The 17403-nt window shown below is 61.8% G+C and carries 16 protein-coding genes; 2 read left to right on the top strand and 14 right to left on the bottom strand.

Annotated features, from left to right (window positions below; all coding sequences use genetic code 11):
* The first annotated feature begins 6 nt into the window (after positions 1 to 6).
* Positions 7 to 432: a DUF6484 domain-containing protein gene (locus BLP23_RS27095; RefSeq protein WP_092587822.1), complete on the top strand. Its 426-nt coding sequence runs from the start codon at positions 7 to 9 to the stop codon at positions 430 to 432.
* The gene (locus BLP23_RS27090; protein WP_092587821.1) at positions 432 to 767 is read left to right on the top strand and encodes a hypothetical protein; all 336 of its coding nucleotides are present in this window, start codon (positions 432 to 434) and stop codon (positions 765 to 767) included. The genes BLP23_RS27095 and BLP23_RS27090 overlap by 1 nt, the downstream gene beginning before the upstream one ends.
* 37 nt (positions 768 to 804) lie before the next feature.
* On the opposite strand, the gene BLP23_RS27085 is transcribed toward BLP23_RS27090, so the two are convergent.
* From BLP23_RS27085 to BLP23_RS27020, 14 genes are read right to left on the bottom strand one after another with little or no spacing between them, the layout of a single operon-like run.
* Positions 805 to 1671, bottom strand: coding sequence for a WD40/YVTN/BNR-like repeat-containing protein (locus BLP23_RS27085; RefSeq protein WP_092587820.1), 867 nt, complete (start codon positions 1669 to 1671; stop codon positions 805 to 807).
* 10 nt (positions 1672 to 1681) lie between these two features.
* Positions 1682 to 2704 (bottom strand): PAAR-like domain-containing protein, encoded by a 1023-nt coding sequence (locus BLP23_RS27080; protein WP_092587819.1) that lies wholly within the window; start codon positions 2702 to 2704, stop codon positions 1682 to 1684.
* Positions 2704 to 3726: a beta-ketoacyl synthase N-terminal-like domain-containing protein gene (locus BLP23_RS27075; RefSeq protein ID WP_092587818.1), complete on the bottom strand. Its 1023-nt coding sequence runs from the start codon at positions 3724 to 3726 to the stop codon at positions 2704 to 2706. The genes BLP23_RS27080 and BLP23_RS27075 overlap by 1 nt, the downstream gene beginning before the upstream one ends.
* A complete protein-coding gene (locus BLP23_RS27070) occupies positions 3723 to 4829 on the bottom strand; it encodes a DUF2169 family type VI secretion system accessory protein (RefSeq protein ID WP_092587817.1) in 1107 nt (368 codons plus the stop codon). The genes BLP23_RS27075 and BLP23_RS27070 overlap by 4 nt, the downstream gene beginning before the upstream one ends.
* Entirely contained in the window at positions 4829 to 5374 is a 546-nt protein-coding gene (tagF, locus tag BLP23_RS27065; protein ID WP_092587816.1) for a type VI secretion system-associated protein TagF, read from the bottom strand. Before tagF ends, BLP23_RS27070 begins: the two co-directional genes overlap by 1 nt.
* A complete protein-coding gene (tssM, locus tag BLP23_RS27060) occupies positions 5356 to 8886 on the bottom strand; it encodes a type VI secretion system membrane subunit TssM (RefSeq protein WP_092587815.1) in 3531 nt (1176 codons plus the stop codon). The genes tagF and tssM overlap by 19 nt, the downstream gene beginning before the upstream one ends.
* 1 nt (position 8887) lies before the next feature.
* The gene (gene icmH / locus BLP23_RS27055) at positions 8888 to 10207 is read right to left on the bottom strand and encodes a type IVB secretion system protein IcmH/DotU (RefSeq protein ID WP_092587814.1); all 1320 of its coding nucleotides are present in this window, start codon (positions 10205 to 10207) and stop codon (positions 8888 to 8890) included.
* 4 nt (positions 10208 to 10211) lie between these two features.
* Entirely contained in the window at positions 10212 to 11546 is a 1335-nt protein-coding gene (tssK, locus tag BLP23_RS27050) for a type VI secretion system baseplate subunit TssK (protein ID WP_092587813.1), read from the bottom strand.
* Positions 11547 to 11562: 16 nt separating this feature from the next.
* Positions 11563 to 12024 carry a type VI secretion system lipoprotein TssJ gene (gene tssJ, locus BLP23_RS27045; RefSeq protein WP_074064413.1) on the bottom strand — a complete coding sequence of 154 codons (462 nt, stop codon included), beginning with the start codon at positions 12022 to 12024 and terminating at the stop codon, positions 11563 to 11565.
* The gene (tagH, locus tag BLP23_RS27040) at positions 12024 to 13292 is read right to left on the bottom strand and encodes a type VI secretion system-associated FHA domain protein TagH (protein WP_092587812.1); all 1269 of its coding nucleotides are present in this window, start codon (positions 13290 to 13292) and stop codon (positions 12024 to 12026) included. The genes tssJ and tagH overlap by 1 nt, the downstream gene beginning before the upstream one ends.
* Complete coding sequence (gene tssG / locus BLP23_RS27035; RefSeq protein ID WP_092587862.1) at positions 13289 to 14350, bottom strand: type VI secretion system baseplate subunit TssG; 1062 nt, start codon at positions 14348 to 14350, stop codon at positions 13289 to 13291. The genes tagH and tssG overlap by 4 nt, the downstream gene beginning before the upstream one ends.
* Entirely contained in the window at positions 14314 to 16188 is a 1875-nt protein-coding gene (gene tssF / locus BLP23_RS27030) for a type VI secretion system baseplate subunit TssF (RefSeq protein WP_092587811.1), read from the bottom strand. Before tssF ends, tssG begins: the two co-directional genes overlap by 37 nt.
* A 2-nt stretch (positions 16189 to 16190) precedes the next feature.
* Positions 16191 to 16949 carry a type VI secretion system baseplate subunit TssE gene (gene tssE / locus BLP23_RS27025; RefSeq protein ID WP_092587810.1) on the bottom strand — a complete coding sequence of 253 codons (759 nt, stop codon included), beginning with the start codon at positions 16947 to 16949 and terminating at the stop codon, positions 16191 to 16193.
* Positions 16936 to 17385: an Hcp family type VI secretion system effector gene (locus tag BLP23_RS27020; protein ID WP_092587809.1), complete on the bottom strand. Its 450-nt coding sequence runs from the start codon at positions 17383 to 17385 to the stop codon at positions 16936 to 16938. The genes tssE and BLP23_RS27020 overlap by 14 nt, the downstream gene beginning before the upstream one ends.
* Between the last annotated feature and the right edge of the window lie 18 nt (positions 17386 to 17403).

The raw sequence follows: 17403 nt of genomic DNA, 5'->3' as shown, positions 1-17403 counted from the left end.
TTTCAGATGTTCGACACACGGGAACGCATCGAAGGAGTGGTGATCGGCGTGTTGCTGGGTTTCGACGCAGGTGCGCCACTGGTAGTCTTTCCCGGCAACCCCCGGGATACTGCATTGCCCGCACGAACCTTAGCCGACCTCACATCAGCAATGATCGGTGCCGAGGTCGCGCTGCTCTTCGAGGGTGGAGACGCGACGCGACCGTTGATCGTCGGCCGAATTGTGGAGCCGGCGCGCAAGTCTTCGACGCCAAATGTCATTCGCGATGGAGAGCGCGTCCGGATCACTGGAGAGGAGCGCATCGAGCTTCGTTGCGGCAAGGCGACAATCATCATGGAAAAGGACGGCCACATCACCATCCGCGGCACCTATGTGACAAGCCACGCCAGCGCCGCAAATCGCATTCGTGGCGGATCGGTGAACCTCAACTGATGCCAGCCGCGCCTGTTCTTCGCGAAATCGTCCGCCAGCACGCCGAGATGGCGGCATTCCTGTGGACGGTCTACGACTACCACTTGCTCCATCCGGACGAGAACCCCGACATGGATGAGGAGCGGCTTGCGCGCTTGGTCGAGCGGCTCGAGGCGCATCTCGACGGGCTCAGAGTGGCGGGGAGGGCGGGACTGGAGATCGCGAAGGAGCGGTACGCCGAGTTTCCGGAGGCGGGGGAGTTGTTCGTGGTGCGGATGCTGTCGGTGCAGGAGGCGCCGCGGGTGGTCGATCTCGATCTTGAGAAAGTGCGGGCGTATCTGGTGGCGAGCCGCTAGGGCGGGTTCACTGACACCGTTCTACTCGAGGCCTAACTCAGAACACATCCATAACCCGCCAGGCACTTCCATCGTACAGGACGACGCGCGCATCCTCAGCGGCGAGCAGGTGGCGCCCGTTCGCTGTTATGCGGAATGGCTCGAACCCTCTTTGGAACTCGGACACCGTTGTCCCGTCAAGCGCAAAGCAGCCGTATCCGGGCGAGGCCAGGACGAAGCGCCCCCGGTACACACACGAGCCATGAATATCAACTTCCTCGGCCGAGGTTTCCTCGAAGCCGGCAGCAAGCGACCCGACAAAAATAATCCCTGCATTACCCGCGACGACGACCCGACCGTCAGCGTTGTGGGTGACTGTGTGAAGGTTCCGATTCGTTGGAAGGTCGATTTGCGTCCAATCTACTCCATCGTAATGCGCAAATACCCCCCCGGCACCGCAGACATAGATATCGTTGTTGGAGAGGGCAGTTACGTCGTAAAGGTTGTGATCATCAGGATAGTTCAGGTCGGTCCAAGTGTCGCCATCTTGCCGAAAAGCACGACCGTGAAACCCCACCGTCGCAATAGTCGCGCTGTCGAGGGGACCACAGATCTTGGTCAGAGGATCACGCGATAGCTTGGTTTGGGCGGGGTCGCCACCTCGTGTGCTCCACACCACACCGTCCGCTGAAATGGAGATGATCGTGCCATCTGTCGCAACAGTGAAATCCACAAGCCAGGTGTCGAGCGAGACGGCTATGGTCCCTTCTTGAGTCGGAAAGTTCTGATAGAAGAAGATTCGGGAGACGTGGAGCGTCCGCTCTTCATTCGTTGTCACAATCAGAATGAAGGCATCGGCTTCTCCCCGGCCCTCTACCTTCAGGCAGCTGATATACTCTCCTGGGTTCGTTGGCGACTGGGCCATGATGTGGCTCCTATCGAAAAGTGGTTACAGTCCCCGGCAGCCTGACGCCGCTCGGGGGCGTTGGGAAATCAGTGCTAGGCTGAGGCATGCGGCATTCAGTTTCGCGCATGTCCTTCTTATTCTTGCCTGTCACCCACTCAAAATAGTTCTCCACGACCTGCTTCAGACAATCAAGCGCAGCCTTAACCTTCGCGTTATGCTGCCTATCACCTGGCCTTGGCTGTAGGTTTTCGTGGTTTGCCTTGATGCTCTCCATTTCGGAGTCGATAACCTTACCCAACGTAGGCTGAGTATCTGACTCCTTTAGGTCTGCGACAAGCGCGAACTGAGCCATCGTCTTTTTGCCATGTGTGCTGTTCGGGTTTGCATGCCCCGGTCCCTGCATGCAAATGCAGGGGGCTCCTTTGCAGCTGTATTTTTCGAAACCTTTAATCGAAGTGTCCTGAGCGCGATTGTTCTGGAAAAAGGCGTTCATGCACATGTGCTCGGACTGCAGCTGCTGTCCGTTATGGCTCATGCTCCCGCAAGGGTTATCCTCGTGCTTGTGGAGATGTATTTTCAGATCATTCAGAACTTGTTCGCAGTTGAATCGACCGGACTTGAGTTTTGCCACATGGGGCCACGTAACCGTGTTGCTCTGAGGCGAAGCATGGTTGTTCGTGGCGAGGTCTGACATCCGGATGACCGGCTCGCCATCAAATTTCACGTCGTTGGACCAGGAATGGAAATACTCCTTACCCATGTTCTTTGACGTGATTATGCCCTTCTTGGCCGCGCAACCCGCCTCGGTGCCTGACGTTCTCGACAGGTCGGACTTGTTCTTGATGTTGACGGTCTGCCCGCCGATCTTGACCGTGCCGGTGCCTTTCTCAGTCTCGCTGGCAAATCCGAAGCTTGGATAAGGCACCGGCACGCCCGGTGGCGTTGCCGGGTTCTCGGGCGGGGTGAAGCAGGTATCCGGGAAAACCGCAATTGTTCTGGCGTTCACTGCCTTGCCAGAAATCTCGAGCCCATTGGCGTAAACGTCGCCCATCAGGCAGTCCTCGCCGTAAGGATCGCGGCGCCGCAGGCGCCGGAATCGTTAGAGGCTTCGATCAAAACCGGGTTTCCGGCGGCGTAGTCCTTGCGGGCAGCGGTGAAAGCCATTCCAATCATCAGCGGAACCACGGCAGCGCCGACGTTGCCAAGGGATTCGGCAGGGCTCCAGATGTCCTGAAACCCATGAGCACCGCGTACGAGGCGCAGACTGGCCAGCGCACTTTGCTTGAACCAGTACTGCTCTCCGATGAGATCGGCGATGCGATAGCCGAGGCGATTCATCTCTATGCCGCTCTCATCAAGTGCTGTGCGGTAAGCCGAGGTCATGCCGTCGCCGCGTAGCGGAAGGTCGTCCGAGTTGTAGATGAAGGCCTGCTCGTGGGCGAGGCCGAGTCCGAAGAGGCGAATTCCGCTGTTGTGCGAGCGTGTGCAGAGCACGGCTGCGGCTGCTTCACCGGGGATAAAGCCGTTTGGATTGTCGGGGGTCAGCAGGCGATCGTCGGCGAGGTAGTGAGCAATGGCCTGTGTCGTCAAATAGCTGTCGACGCCGACGATCATTACATAGGGTGCCTCGCCGGCCACAAGCATCCGACGCGCCTGCCCGAGGGCGACGTGTCCCGAGGGACGCCCATGGGCAACAATCCTTGAGCGGCCGTGCGGCGGACTTTCCACAATATCGGCGATGCGACTAAGCAGTCGCGCGCCATTGGGGGCGGGGCGGCCAGATCGTTCCTTCTCGGCAAGGCAGAGAATGAGCGCGGTCTGGCCGCGAGCCCGCGGCACGGCTTCGAAGGCTTCGCAGATGGCGGCTGCCGCGAGATGGGCAATGCGCTTTTCGCCGATCCAGTTGCGCGGCAAGGGTACGGGAGCACCGATTAGCCAATCGCCACCGGGTCCCAGAAAGCGCGTCTCTTGAAAGCCGTCCAGCCGCGCCCGCATCGCCGCGCAGGCAGACGGCGCATCGAGCCCGACGGCTGTCACCATCCCGATAGAGATGACATCGATCGGGGCGATCATGCCTCGTCTTCCTCCTCTTGCAGCCTTGCTGTACCAACCGCGCGCACAAAGGCACGGCCGGTCGCGCGCGCCCTCAGCATGGATTCCGTCGGCGGGCCAACCCAACATTCGCTGAAATCAAGGATTGTCCGGTGGATGCGCTGCGAGATCCGCCAGACCAGCGAAAAGCGCCGGTTATCGGGATCGAACAGGATTGTGTCAGGCAGTATCCCGCTCTCGAAGGCTTTCTCGCGTCCCTTGAACAGCGTCATTGGTAAGCTGGTGCTGGGGAGACGGAAGCTTTCCCGGCCCGCGGGAGTCAGGTTTACCAGCACCACCTCTTCGCCCCCTCTGGGGGAATCGATCTGCTGGTCGGGCGGCGCCATCTGGAAATATCGCTCGTCGAAGTCCGGCGGCAGGAACGGAAAGATATTCCTCGTCCAGTTGTCGTCATAAGTGCCGCCATATTCGATCCGGCCTGGCCAGCCTCTCCCGTAAGGGCCGAAGCTCATCGGCCGATAGTCGCCGAAGGGCGAGCGGATCTCCTCTTCAATGGCTTGGGTGTTGGGCAATCTCAGGCCGGGGATAAGATGCTGGTTCTTCGGCCGCGCCCATCCCGTGCCAATTGGGTTGAGGGGGTAGCTGGCGGGAAGCTTGTCCTCGGGATCGAGGCGGTCGGTGCCTCCCCACGCTGTATCGTAAGAGAAAGGCTGGCGCAGGAAGGGCAGCGGCGCCGTGGCGGCAAAGAGTGGGCCCCGGGCGCGCCATTCGCGATGACCGACGACGTCGAAGGCCTTTGACCAGTCACCAAGCTTGATACCAACCCGAACGCGCTCGGCGGGACGTCCGCCCGGTGCGTAAGCGCACCCATTGGCGATCACGTCGCAGCGCGGCTTGCGGAAGGCAAAGTCCGTCTCCCAAAGAGTGGCCGAAAAACCCGGTTCACCCGTTTGGGTATCGGCCATCTCCAGCGGCACCTGCGCGGATGATTTTCGCACGGGGCCACCCGGCGTGTCGGGAAAGTCGAATGTTCCCTTGACCACGACAACGATGTACTCGTGGCTGGTCTTGTCCATGCCCATCGTGAATTCAGTCGGGAAGCCGGTCTGATTCCATATTTGCATCAGCCAGACCTCAGAGCTTCGCAAAGGAACTGGCGGAACGCCAAATCGGGCACCTCTGGATTAACCTCAATCGGTTCGGACGATCGAACCCAGCACACCATCCGTCGGATCAATCCTCCGCTGGCCACGATTGTGGGAAAAGGCAGGGAGGTTAGCCGGGCAGCCAGGCCGTCTCCGTCGAGTTCGCCGTTGCGAGCCAGTGTTCCAGCCGCCTCCAACGCATCGAACCACTCCGTAGCGGTAGTCCCGATGTCGCTTGCTGCAACCGCCGGCGCAGCAGCAATCGTCAGCGGAAACCGCCGGCCCGCGCGGTCGGCGCTTGCCATCACCACGCCGGTCATGGGTCCGAAGGATTCTGGCCCGAGGATAAACCGCAACCCGGGATGGGCCGACACCGAGCCCTCCGAAAACCGGTGAACCAGATGCCGGGTGATCCAGCGGTCCCATGGGCCAACGAAGGATGCCGGCAGACCGCGCGTGACGAAATCTCCCATCGCGGGCAGTTTTCCGAAGAAGCCTGGCAGGATCACAGCTGCGTCGGGCACGAAAACCTCGCAAACATTTTCAAGTCGTAGGGATTGGCCACGCTTGCTGCCCGAAGCTCGAAATCGGCGTAGTGGCCCTGGGCGGCAAGCCGCAGTTTGTAAAGCTCCGGAAGCTCGGTCCCGCTCAACCGGCCGGCCCGCAGCATCCGCAGGAAAGCCCAGCTCCCGGTTTCGCTGACCATCACTTCCGGCGAACCGTCGATCGGCTGGAAGGCAAGAGTAATTACGCCCGTTCCGTCCTTGCCCGGCCAAGTCATCGGCTGCGGGCGAGTTGGGTTGTTGAAATAGGTGAGGCTCTGGCCGTCGACGTTCAGCGTCACGCGGCCGACCGTCGGCGAAAGGTCCTTGGGCTCGAGCGTAAAGGTCAAGATCGGTCCGGCACCACCTGGAAAGAGGCTGTCGCGGATCAGCCGGGCCTGTTCCAAGGCGGCTAAAGCTGACGAATCAAGCCGGATGTCCGCGCGCCATTTCCAAGGGTGACGCGTCATGTCGACGTAGTTGATCAGCTGATTGTTGATGAAGCTGTCAATCAGCCCGCCCGGACCAAAGACCCGCGCAAAGTCGACCACGTTGACATCGATTGCGCTGTCAGGAATGAACGGATAGCGGTTCGCCAGCGCCGCCTGACAGAAAGGCAACACATCGGCGCGCCAGATGGCGTTAAGCTCAGAGGTGACCGCTTCCGTTGTAAGGCCGCTCGTGTCGCCGGCGATGCCGGCCAGCCAGTCGTCTAGCGGGTCGGGGAGGGTTATGGCCTGTTTTGCCACCGCCCCTGTGAGTTCCGCCAAGCCGCCTTGCCGCTTTATTGCATCCTGGGCATCGGGACTTGCCGATACGGTCTGCAGCATGTTCGAGAGCGCAGTGAGCGCCGCGACGGCGTCATTGAGTGCCGGAGGTTGGCCGTCGACCTCGGCGATCGCGGCCTTGATGGGTTTGAAATGCTCGGCAACCAGCATGCCCGAGAGGTCCACTTCAGCCTTGGAGCCGGGGGCGGGCATCAGCTTCGCGCCCTTCTTGGCAAGCTTGCCGATCTTGCCGAGCTTGGACAAAAGCTTGGAAGTTGCCGCCGGAGGGACTTTGCCCCCAGCGTCATCTTCGGAACGGGTAAGTTCCGTCTCCTGGACGATGGCGTTCAGCAGCCGCTTCATCGAAGAGTCTGCGCTGGAGAGATCCTTGAGATTTTCGCTCGCCGTCTGCAGGTCTACCAGCGGCGCGAGCCTTATGTCGCGCAGGAAGCTGTCCCACTTGGCGATGTAATCGTCGTAGTAAAGTTTGAGGATGTCCTGGGAAAGCGCGGCGACCGACGGGCTGGCATTTTCCGAGCAGCCTCCGGCGAAGACGGAGCGATCGAGTGCTGCCTGCGTGGCCACGTCCTCCAGCCGCGCAAGAACCACGTTGTGAAAGCCGTCATAGGTGAAGGCGCCGCTGATGCCCACTCTAAGAGTCTTGTCCGAGCGTCGAGCGAGAACCTTAAGGCCGTTTGGGCCGACGTGGTCCGCCGGGATCCAATCCTTAAGCGCTCTGACCTCCGGATCTGAGAGCAGTGCATTATACGCACGCACCGGAAGCGGAATTGAGCAGATGCTCCGCAATGCTTCGCCCACCAGCGCCTCATCGGGCTGGATAAGCGCTTGATCCGCCGCCATGTTGTCGATTGCAGCGAGTTGATGGTCGGCGGCCATCTCGGTGCGGAACGGCGGCACGGGCGCGAATTCAGGCAACCGCTCCGTCCACCATTGCTTGGCGAATTCGGGGTCCATCGGCGACAGTCCGGTCATCATGCGATACGTCTTCAAGGCGCCGAGAAGGAATTCCGGGTCGCGGATCTGACGCCACATCGTCGCCTCGAGCAGCGCGACCATGCGCGGTTCCAATATGTTGCGAAGCGAGCGGTGATAGGCGTCGGCCTGCGCTTGTCTGATCTCGGTTGCGGCGGAAGGCCCGATCAAGGCAGCTATGCCACCTGGCGGCACGGTACGGGCATTCGATACTTCGGTTGCGGCCTCGAGCGCCACATCCAGATCGAGCGGTTCCAGCGGCGCCTGACGCGCAGCAACCGGAGTGAGCGGAAGCTGCAAGGCTTCAAACTGTTCGGCCTGGGCCGAAAGAGCCGCGTTGTTTTTCCGATAGGAAACCGTAAAGGCCAGACCGGCCACGACAACCAAAGCCGCGGCGGCCACTGCAGCGCCGCGCCATATCCAGATACGCCGTTCCTCTGCGGCAGGATCGAATGTGCCGAGGCCCGCCTCCTTGAAGATCACTTTCGTGAGCAGGTCCTTCAGGAAGAAGCTGCGCTTCTCAACCCGCGGCATCGGCGCGGCGAGCTGTGCCGGGAGGCCGAAAGAGGAAGCGAGGGCTGCCGTCAGCCGGTCGATTGCCGTGCCTTCCTGAGTGGCGGAGGTTAGATAGATACCGCGCAACCAGGCGCTTTCGGCATAGCGGCTTTCACCGAAAACGGTTTCGACCAACACGCGAATAGGCTCGGAAAGGCTTTCGACCTGTGCCGGGAAGCGGAATATCTCCGCACGGGCGGTAAAGTTTTCTTCACCTTCAAGACGAGGAACGAGGCGTCGTTCGAGCACGCCAGCCAATGCTGCGAGTTCCCGCGTGACTGCGCTGCCGTCGATGCTCGCGCCGGGCGGGAAGGTTGCTCCCCAAACCTGTTCGCGATCGGCCGTCGAGAGCCCTCCGAAGAAAGTCTCGAACCCCTTTATGAGATCGGCCTTGGTCAGCATCAGGTAGACGGGCAGGCGGATCTCGAGCCGTTCCTGAAGTTCGGTCAGCCGTTTGCGGATCTGACGGCCATGCGCCCGAATGGTCGCGTCGCCTTCCAAAAGCGTGTCGATGGCGAGTGCCACGATGACGCCGTTCAAGGCCCGGCGGCCCCGGTGCTTTTTCAGAAGATCGAGAAAGCCCAACCATTCCGCTGCATCGACGTCGGGTTGGCTTTCCTGTTGAACATAGCGGCCCGCAGTGTCGATCAGCACCGCCTCTTCGGAAAAGAACCAGTCGCAGTTGCGCGTCCCGCCCACCCCATGCAAATCGTCGGAGAGGTCGATGGGGAAGCTCAGTCCAGATTGCCGCAGTGCCGTTGTCTTGCCGGTCGCAGGCGGGCCGATGATCACGTACCAAGGCATCTCGCGGAGAAACTTTCGGCCACCGATTTTGTGGCGTTTCAGCTCTGCCATCACTTCCCGGAACTTTGCGCCCACGGAGGCGACGCCTTCCTCAGCTGGGCTAGGGGGCGCTTCCGGCGGCGGGGCGATTTCGGAAACGAAAAGGCGATTGGCGCGGATTGCGCGGCGTTGTGCCGCGATCCACCAGATGAGAAACAGCACGAGGAGAAGGCCAATGATGACCAATCGCACCGTCTCGGACGCTAACGGCGCGCTCTCTCCGACACTGACGATTGGGCCGAAGATCCAGACGATTAGGGACAGCAACACGAGCCCGATGAAGGTCCAGAGCCAGCGCGAGGTTAGGATCGCCCAGAGGAAACGAAAGATCGCCATGTCAGAGCCCCTTCTCGATCAGGAGCTCGATGCGGCGGTTGGCAGCCCGGCCTTCGCGCGTGTCATTTCTGGCAAGCGGCTGCGTTGCCGCACGTCCTTCCGATTTCAAGCGCTCAGGCGGCAAGCCGCTTGCACGCAGTAAAGCGGCAATCGTTGCGGCGCGCGCCTCGGAGAGGCGTTGGTTGTTGGATAGCGGATTGGAGGCCTGGAGGGGAACATTGTCGGTATGTCCGATAATCGTGACGCTTCTGATCAGTTCGGCATTCTCCTTGATAACAGCTGCGACGGATGCGACGAGCGGCTCGAAGCTTTTCGTCAGTTCGGGGCGGGCAGACTGGAAAAGCTCCGGAGTGCTCGACTGAAGCAGGAGTGTGACCCGAGAGGCGTTTTCATTGCCCTTCAAGGCCGGCAGAAGCGCAGGAGGTGCGGCGCCACGGAATTCCGGCAGCAGCTCAAGGACGACAGGTTCGACCCGCGGCGCATCCGGTGCCGGCGCGCGCTTTTCCGGCCGATAGATCTCGGCACGCTCCGGCGGCGGTATCGCCCGAACGAGCGTAGCAAGTTCTTCCGCCTTGGCGCCTAGCCGCATCGACAAAAGCACGTAAATCGCCGTCGCGAGCGCCACAGCCACGACTGCGAGCACCCAGATTGGAACGGCAAAGCGGAAAGGCTCGTCGGCTGCCGCGACACCCTCCCACTTGGGCGAGAGCGGCGCGCCTTCGGCATCTGGATCCCGCAGGAAGCGAGCGGCTGCAGCGCGAACGGCGCTGATGGAGCGATCGCCCGCACGCCCCGGCACCCGATATTTGCCGCGGAAACCAAGCGCCAGACAGAAGTATTGCAGCTCCAGCAGTTCACGATCGCGGCCGGGATAGCGCTCCAGCTCCTCCAGCCTGGCGAAGAACTGCGCTCCGGCATCCACATCGCCGCGGAGCATGACGACCAGCGGCTGGCGCGGCCAGGCGCTGGAGCCGCCCCAAGGCGTATTGAGCGCCAGATCGTCAAGCAGGGAGGCGACAGCCCAGGCGGCCGCATCTGCCCGTGCCAGGCTTGCGCCGGAGGCCACGGCCGCATCGCGCGCCGAAACCAGCTCCTCCATAAGTCTGGTCCGCAGCGCTTCCGGATTGCCAGGTGGCAATGCATTCTCGAGTTCCGGCGCAAATTCAAGCAAGGTGGCGAAAGCGTTGATCAGCGTATTGGGGTGGGATCGCGCGCGTCTCGCCAATGCGCCGGTGGGAATGACAGGCATTGCCCCCGCCGGCGGGCGGATGCGTGTACGGCCCTGATCTTCCGAAAGGCCGAATGGATCCTCACTTGCCATGGTGCTACCTGTTTACCGAATAGCAGTCGACCTGTGGTTCGCTGGGCAAAACGCCGGAAACTCCGATCACGAAGCCGGGCGAGCGCAGAAGCGATTCCCAGTGCTCGCTGCGTTGATCGAGCTCAAGGCAGAGACGGTCTCCGTCGTAGGGGATCTCGCGGGGCTGCGAGTGAAGAGGCTTGAGGCGGATGCCGGGCAGTCGAGACTTCCACAGCGCCTCGAATTCGTCCGCAGCACCGACGGTCACCTGATCGACGAAGATCTTGCGCAATGCCTCGTCGGACATGTCGCATCCGACGCGCACAACGATGCGGCTGGCCGTTAGGAGTTCGGGATTGTCGACGCGGACTTTCCAGACGTTGGTTGCGTGCTTCAGAACCGGCAGCGCCCGCGACTTCGGCTCGACATAGCGCAGGCTCAAGATCAGCGAGCGCAATGTGTCGGCGAGTGCGGCAAAGGCCGGCCCCGGCGCCATATGCTCATAGGTGGGAAGCTCGCTCAGCCGACGGGAGCCCGATCCGTAGGTTGCCATTCGGCCAGCCAGTCCACTGAGTTCCAGAAAGAGCTCGGCCGGATGAAAAACCTCCTGAGGGAGCATGTGGGCCAGGCGCGGGCGCGCACTGTTGGCGAGATCGAGCACCAGCAGATTTTCCACGCTGCGGCCGGGGCCGCCAAGCACCATCTTGCCGTGCGCTTCGGCTATGCGGTCGAGCCCCGTGATTACCTCCTGCAGGAGCTGGCCGTAGAAGGGTACCGCACCGGTTGCGAGTGCCGGCGGGAGGAAATTATCGGAGATCGCCACACTGCCGTCGGAGAGCAGCCCGGTAACGTTCGTCACGGGCATTGCCGTGTAGCCACCGGTCGCCTGCGCCGGCGAGAGGAGCAGGGCTTGCGGCCGGGCGATCTCGATCTCTTCCGGATCAGCGCCCCCGTGGACGGCATCGCGTATCCACTCGATCCGTCCTCTAAACCGCGCTCCGGTTGGTTCGCGGTGAGCCGGGTCGAAGCTGGCCCCGCCGGGTGGCTCCAAGGGCAGGGCGAGCTGCACCGCTCCCGCGCCCATGTCACCCGTGATTGTCAAAGGTGTGGGGGCGTCCATCGTTTCGGGTATGGCAAACGGGGTGCCGTCCGGAAAAATGCCGCGCGCCGACGTTACGGCCACCCGCCCGGCTTCCAGCTGTGCGGCATCGAGCGTGAGGGACCTGAAACCGAAGGTCTGCAGCCGTCCAGCCTGCAGCGCGCCCCGCACCAAGGCTTCGATATAACGGTCCTGCTGCTGGAAATGCTGCGTCCGGAGGAAGAGCCCCTCGGACCAAAGCACCTTGTTGATATCCGTCATGCTGAACGCCCTCCATTCAGGCGAGCGCGAGCGCCATACCGCCGCGGCTGAGTACGACATTCGCCGTCACCGTCGATTCCGGCCTGATCGGCACGCTCCTTCGCCAGGTGCGACCGCCCGGTTCGCGGAACAGCGCGACAAGACCGAGGAAAGTGGCTTCTGGCGGGAACGCGACCGTCTTTGAGGCGCTTGCACCCGGGGCGACCGTCATTTGCTCGGACCCGACGAGGTCTGCTCCGAGCGCGCCGGCCGGATCGGATTGAAGGGCGAAAATGTCGGCAGAGTTGAATTTTCCGACATCCTTCAGCCGAAGAACAAGGAGGGTCACCGGACGTTCCCCACCACCAGCGGCGGCATTCATCCCCGCTTGTCCCGTCGCCGTGACCGTTACGGTCGACGATTTTGGCGGGCCGCCCATGCAGGCGGAAAGCGCGCCTGTCGCGCCGATCACCATCAGAAAGTCGCGTCGGTTAAGCATCAGTCGTTCTCCCTCTCTTCATAGCCGTCCCGAAAGTCGCTGCCGATCTCGCCCAGGAAGCGCGTCGACGCACTTTTGGCGATCTCGCGATAGCGTTTCTCATAAAGCTCCCAGAGCTTTGCCCGCCGGCCACCCGCAAGCAGGGCATCCAACGCCGAGTGCGATTTCAGTTCGCTTTCCAGGGTCGCCGGGTCGAAGCGGTCAATCATCCTGGCGAGCGCCGCCTGGACGCCGCGCCACGTTCTCACATGGTGGTGTGCGAGATCGCGGATGGAACTGCCGATGGCGGCCTCAGAAGGAAGAAAGCCGGCCTGGCGCTGCGCCAGGAAGGTCGCGATCACGTCGTCCACCGTGGGAAGGAATTTAAGAGGGTTGACCTCGGATGCTCCAACCACAGTCTGGGCGATCCTCGCTTCGCCTTTTTCTTCGGTCCGCTTGCGCAGGAGATGCATCAGCCCTTCCAGCATCATCCGGTATTCCCGGCCGAAATTCTCCATCTGGGCGACCGGATCGGATGTCGTGAACTCATCGGCGCCGAGCCCCAGTCCCCGAAGGAAGGCGTCGCGCAAGGCGGCTTCGGTCTGTGCCGTCCTTTCCTGCATCGGCCTTGCTTGTGGTGTCGGGGCAGGATGCAGTTCGGCTGGGGGCTCTGTGACAGACTGCTCGGGCGGCGTTGTACTGGGTAAAGAAAAATCCCAAGCCCCCTTGTCCTGACCGGGTGCTGGCAACGGATCAAGGCTGAAGGGATCGTCGAACATGGGCGTCCCTTTTGCTGTCTCGCCCCTGCTTGCTGCGGCGAATGCCCCTGCGGCTGGTTGTTCGAATGGGTCGGGCAATCCCGCCGGCCGCGGGGTGGGCGCTGCCGGCTCTCTGCGCTCGGAGAAGAAGTCGTCCCGCTCGAAGCCGACCGGCGGTGGGGAAGCCGGCTGGTCAGACACGCGCTCCGTCGGCGTCGCCTGGAAATCGACGCGGACAACATAATTGCCGAGCTGCAGCCGCGCTCCGTCATGCAGCGGGGCGGAGTTCCCAAGCCCAAGAGGCGTGCGCGACCCATCAATGAAGAGCCCGCCGCTGGAGGTATCCGTCACCACATACTGGCCGCGAACGCAGCCGATCGTGCAATGAGCGCGTGAGATATACATGTCGGGATCGTCGATCCGCCAGTCGGCGTCTGCGCTGCGACCGATGACGAGCTCTCCCTCGACGAGCCGCATCTGGCGAACGGCTTGGGGTCGGGGCGCGTGCTCGAGAGTAAGGATCAGGCTCATGCCGCAGCCTCCGGCATGTCCGGCCGCCAGCCAATGATGGTGCGTATGCACAGATCATCTGCGTCACTGCGATCTTTCGGTCGAGGGAGCCAGGCGATTTGTCCGATCCGCGCTGCTCCCAATTTGGCCGCGGGAACCTCGTCCCGCCTGAGCACGAGCCTTACGTCGACATCGAGCCCGTATCCCACGAGATCGCGGATCGCGGTCTGCAGCGTTTCACGCCGTTCGCAGCCGGGCAGGAAAGCTACGAAGTCGGCAAGCGTCAACGGGCCGATGGAGAGCTCTATCCTTTGCTGCCGCTGGAACGTCCTCGGTCCGATCGTGGCGCTTCGTCCGAGTTGCACATGCGCGCCGCCAAGCCGGGACTGGAGCCCGTTCGGTATAGGCATCCAGGTGCCGACAAATTCGCGAAGCCGAACCGGCACCTTCAAGAGGTCGGCAAGAAACAGGGTGAGTCTCTCCGGTCCGTCTACCTGATGGGCAAGCGCCGGAGCGTGAGAGAGCTTCGTGGCATCGATAGCTGCGCGCTCATCATGCCCCCTACCACACAAGCCAAGGCCCGCCAGGGCTGCCGACATTGCGCGAATACGGCCGCCGTCGTGGCGCCTAACCTGCACCGCCGGATGAGCGTCGGCCCACGCCCGATAAAAGAGCGCGATCATGCGATGCTGAAGAATATTCACGAAATCGACGAAGGTCGTATCGCTGACCTCCCGCATGTCCGCCCTGGCAAACCAGCGCTGCGACAGCCGATCCAGCACCCAACGCGTTAGGTAGAGGGGCATTGGACCCTCTGGCCCGAGCAATCCGAGGTTCGAGACCGTGACGCGAGCCGGCGTGGTTTCGGTGGCCGGCTCGACCTTCGCGACATCCTGCGCGGCAAAACCGAGCCGCACATGCTGTCCGAGCCGCGCCGGCTCCCGGTCCGGGCGGCCGGCCTGACCAAAAAGCCGTCCGTCGTCTTCGAGGCGCCGCAGGAGCTCGAAAAAGTCGAACGCCTCAAGGGATGGAGCCGCGTCCTTCAGATCAGGAAGCGATTGCCCGGCGCTATGGGCCATAGCACATCCTCCTGCTTCTGTATGATCCGTGCGCGGGTTCGCACGAATGCGTTGATTGCCGCATAGCGGGCAAAAAGCCTTGCCAGCAGCGCCGAGAGCAACAACGTGCTGTGCCCGGCAAGCACGGATTGGTCGATATGAAGCGTAACCTCGGTGCCGCGCGCGAAACACATTGGCCCGGCAATTGCCAAGCGCTCGATCAAGGGTCGAGCCTCGACGCGGGCGACGGCGCGCACATGCCGGCTTAGGCCCGGATCCCCGCGGTTCGCGTAAAGCTCAAGTAGAGCGTGAAGCGGATCAACCCCGCGGCCCTCCTCGGCCAGGCTGAGGAAGTTCAGCGAGAGTTGCGCTATGAGCCGCCAGGCGAGTTCATCGGCTCTGGAGCCTTCCACTGCTCCAGCCGGGAGCGTCGCTGGAATCGAGGGCCACGGCGGCCGCAGCGCGCCGAGGAGCTGGATGGTCTCGACGGGATCGCCGCTCTCGAGCGTGAGGGACGGCGTGTCGTCCAATATCGGTAGATCGCGATTGGTGCAGAGCGCCGTCACTTCGATCCGCTTCGGTGGCCGGGCGGCTTTCGACTGAGCCGGGCGCGAAAGCGTGATGAAGACATCGTCACCTGTATAGGAGGTCCGCGTTTGCCCCTGGCGAAGCTCGTCTTCACTCGGGCGCCGCGGGCGGCGTTCGGTAAAATAGACCCAGCCGTTTCCACGGTTCTGGCCCAGGCTGAAGAGAGCCGGCATCTCGGCGTCGGGGCCTTCGACATCGGCATCTTCGATGCGGATTGCGCGATAGATCTCGAAATCCCTTGGACGGGTGCGATCGGCGTGAAGCACTTGCCGGGTCCGCCGTGCATCGAGTTCGATAACGTTGCAGCCGCGCTCGAACAGATTGATGATTGGCGTTGCGAAGAGTTCGAAATCTTTCGCTGCGATATTCGCAAGCTCGGGGATGGGACGCCGCAAAAGAAAGAGCAATTCCAGCCCAGCCCCGCAGCGCCGAACGACCGGCTGCAGCCCTTTGACGCGCACATAGTGAAATCTTTCCGGCGCGATGAAGTATTCCCGCAAAAGCCTGTAGCCTTCGAATGTTTCGCGTGTGCGCGGCATAAGCGCTTCGTCGTCGGAGATCCCGATCATCTCCGGCTCCGGAAGTGCGCTTAGGGCGTTATCGCGTCCTTCCGGGCGGGCGCCGGTCGCGGCGCAAGCGCCAAAGAGCGTATCGAAGAGCAGCGACGCCTTGCTCTTGTCACCAAAATACAGATCCAGGCGGTCGAGCGACAAGTCGCTGAGCTTGCCTTTGCCAGTTCGATTGAAGGTGATGCTCAATGCCGCCGAACCGGTTACTCCGTCAATCGGAGCAATCCCCGCTGCCGCGAGTGCGCTTCGATCCTGTATGTAGGTGGCCGAGGTGATCGCGAGCGGCCAGAGCATCACGTCCTGCGCCGTGGTATAGATGCACCGGGTGGAAATGCCTGGGCGGACGCTCGAAACCAGCCGGGTCCCGCGCTTCACAAGGTGTCCTGCGAGCATCGTTTGAACCTGCTGGCCCGGCTTCAGCAAAGCCATGGCGGTTGCGGGCGTCGGCGAAACGAGATCCGGATAGAAATTTTCGAGCACGCTTCGTGCGAAACGGGAGCTTTCTGCATCCACCTTCTGTCGGGTGCGCGCGGCGAGATAAGCCACACCATCCAGCAGGCGTTCTACGAAGGGGTCGGGACAGGGGGCCGTGTCAAGGGAAAGGTTGCGTGCGATCGAGGGATGCATATCTGCAAACTCGGCGGCGAGCGCGCGGATGTGGGTGAGTTCTTCCTCGTAATACTCCAGGAAGACCCGGTCCATGGTCAGGTGTCCTTAAGTTCAGTCCGCGCCGAACCGTCGTCGAGGTTGAGTATCGTGCGCAGGAGCAGCCGTTCCGGCGCCGGCGAGGTAAGCAGCAGTGCGTCGATGTCGATCCTGAGGCCGGTCGCCCTGTCGCCGAGGCTGACGGTAACTTTCGTCGCACTTTCCTTCAGCCGAGGTTCAAACGCGGCGAGCACGCTTCGGATTTCCTTCGACAGTTCATCGCGGTCGAAGTCACGGGAGGAACGGCCGGAGAAGGGGGGAACCCCATAATTGATCACGCTGCGGCGAACTTCCGGGAAATCCTCAAGCGACGGAGGGTTGTCGCCAGCCTGATCTGCCTCTAAATCCGTCAAGAGTGGCGTGGATTCGAAGCGTTGCGCATTAAAAAGCGCCTCGATGTCACGCCGCACCGCCTCGCGCAGCACATCGGTCGAGACGACGACGCCGCGACTTTCCAGTTCTGCCTGGCGTCGCTCAAGAGAGAACAGGCGGTGTATGTTCTTCTTCTGCTCGGCGCTGATATCCGCAGCGGCCTCCATTTGGTGAACCCCTGCGGCAACCAGCCCGTTCAGACGTTCGACGTCTATCTCTTTCTGGATCGCCTGCCGAAGTTGGTTGATTTCCGAGTTGAGCCCCGGCAGGTCGTTCACCAGGCGATCCCACAAGGACGGCTGGATCGCTTCGCGAGTCGCCCGCAGGTGCCCCCCGGGTCTCGCCTTCCTTCCAAACCCTTTTTGCCAGCTGTCACTTGCCGACATAGACATCCATCTCGACCTCGTCCTTGTCGTCGTAATTGAAAGTGATGTTCTTGTAAGCGAAGCCGACACGCTCTTCGATCACATCTGGCTCTTCCTCACTCGGCTTCATGGTGTAGTTGGTCACCGAAGCTTCCTTCAACGTGATGACCAGGTAGTCGCTCGTTTCGCCTTCTATCGTTCTGCGCGCAGAAAACTTGACCTCGTCCAGAAGCTTGTTGTCGAACAGAGCCTTCTTCAGATAGGGCGAGGCCTTGTCGTAGTGCTTGATGAAATTGAGCATGCCCAAGCTGACGCGGCCTCTCCGCGATAGCGAATTCGGATCGAAAGGAGCCTGCATTTCAAACTCCACTCCGTGCACCTCGATTTCGTCTTCGTGGCCGTCGCGAACGCTCGGCCCCGTGATGTCAGGTACCTTGAGAAAACCGTCGATTTTCATGAATAACCTCCCATCGGC

It is taken from the genome of Rhizobium mongolense subsp. loessense, from assembly GCF_900099775.1.
Taxonomy (GTDB): domain Bacteria; phylum Pseudomonadota; class Alphaproteobacteria; order Rhizobiales; family Rhizobiaceae; genus Rhizobium; species Rhizobium loessense.
The sequence above is the reverse complement of the archived record's forward strand: the minus strand, read 5'-3'. Positions and strand labels throughout refer to the sequence as shown.

Bases quoted from the DNA above. Each gene is read 5' to 3' on its own strand.
- BLP23_RS27095 (WP_092587822.1), top strand. From the start codon at position 7: ATGTTCGACACACGGGAACGCATCGAAGGAGTGGTGATCGGCGTGTTG.
- BLP23_RS27090 (WP_092587821.1), top strand. From the start codon at position 432: ATGCCAGCCGCGCCTGTTCTTCGCGAAATCGTCCGCCAGCACGCCGAG.
- BLP23_RS27085 (WP_092587820.1), bottom strand. From the start codon at position 1,671: ATGGCCCAGTCGCCAACGAACCCAGGAGAGTATATCAGCTGCCTGAAG.
- BLP23_RS27080 (WP_092587819.1), bottom strand. From the start codon at position 2,704: ATGGGCGACGTTTACGCCAATGGGCTCGAGATTTCTGGCAAGGCAGTG.
- BLP23_RS27075 (WP_092587818.1), bottom strand. From the start codon at position 3,726: ATGATCGCCCCGATCGATGTCATCTCTATCGGGATGGTGACAGCCGTC.
- BLP23_RS27070 (WP_092587817.1), bottom strand. From the start codon at position 4,829: ATGCAAATATGGAATCAGACCGGCTTCCCGACTGAATTCACGATGGGC.
- tssM (WP_092587815.1), bottom strand. From the start codon at position 8,886: ATGGCGATCTTTCGTTTCCTCTGGGCGATCCTAACCTCGCGCTGGCTC.
- icmH (WP_092587814.1), bottom strand. From the start codon at position 10,207: ATGGCAAGTGAGGATCCATTCGGCCTTTCGGAAGATCAGGGCCGTACA.
- tssK (WP_092587813.1), bottom strand. From the start codon at position 11,546: ATGACGGATATCAACAAGGTGCTTTGGTCCGAGGGGCTCTTCCTCCGG.
- tssJ (WP_074064413.1), bottom strand. From the start codon at position 12,024: ATGCTTAACCGACGCGACTTTCTGATGGTGATCGGCGCGACAGGCGCG.
- tagH (WP_092587812.1), bottom strand. From the start codon at position 13,292: ATGAGCCTGATCCTTACTCTCGAGCACGCGCCCCGACCCCAAGCCGTT.
- tssG (WP_092587862.1), bottom strand. From the start codon at position 14,350: ATGGCCCATAGCGCCGGGCAATCGCTTCCTGATCTGAAGGACGCGGCT.
- tssF (WP_092587811.1), bottom strand. From the start codon at position 16,188: ATGGACCGGGTCTTCCTGGAGTATTACGAGGAAGAACTCACCCACATC.
- tssE (WP_092587810.1), bottom strand. From the start codon at position 16,949: ATGTCGGCAAGTGACAGCTGGCAAAAAGGGTTTGGAAGGAAGGCGAGA.
- BLP23_RS27020 (WP_092587809.1), bottom strand. From the start codon at position 17,385: ATGAAAATCGACGGTTTTCTCAAGGTACCTGACATCACGGGGCCGAGC.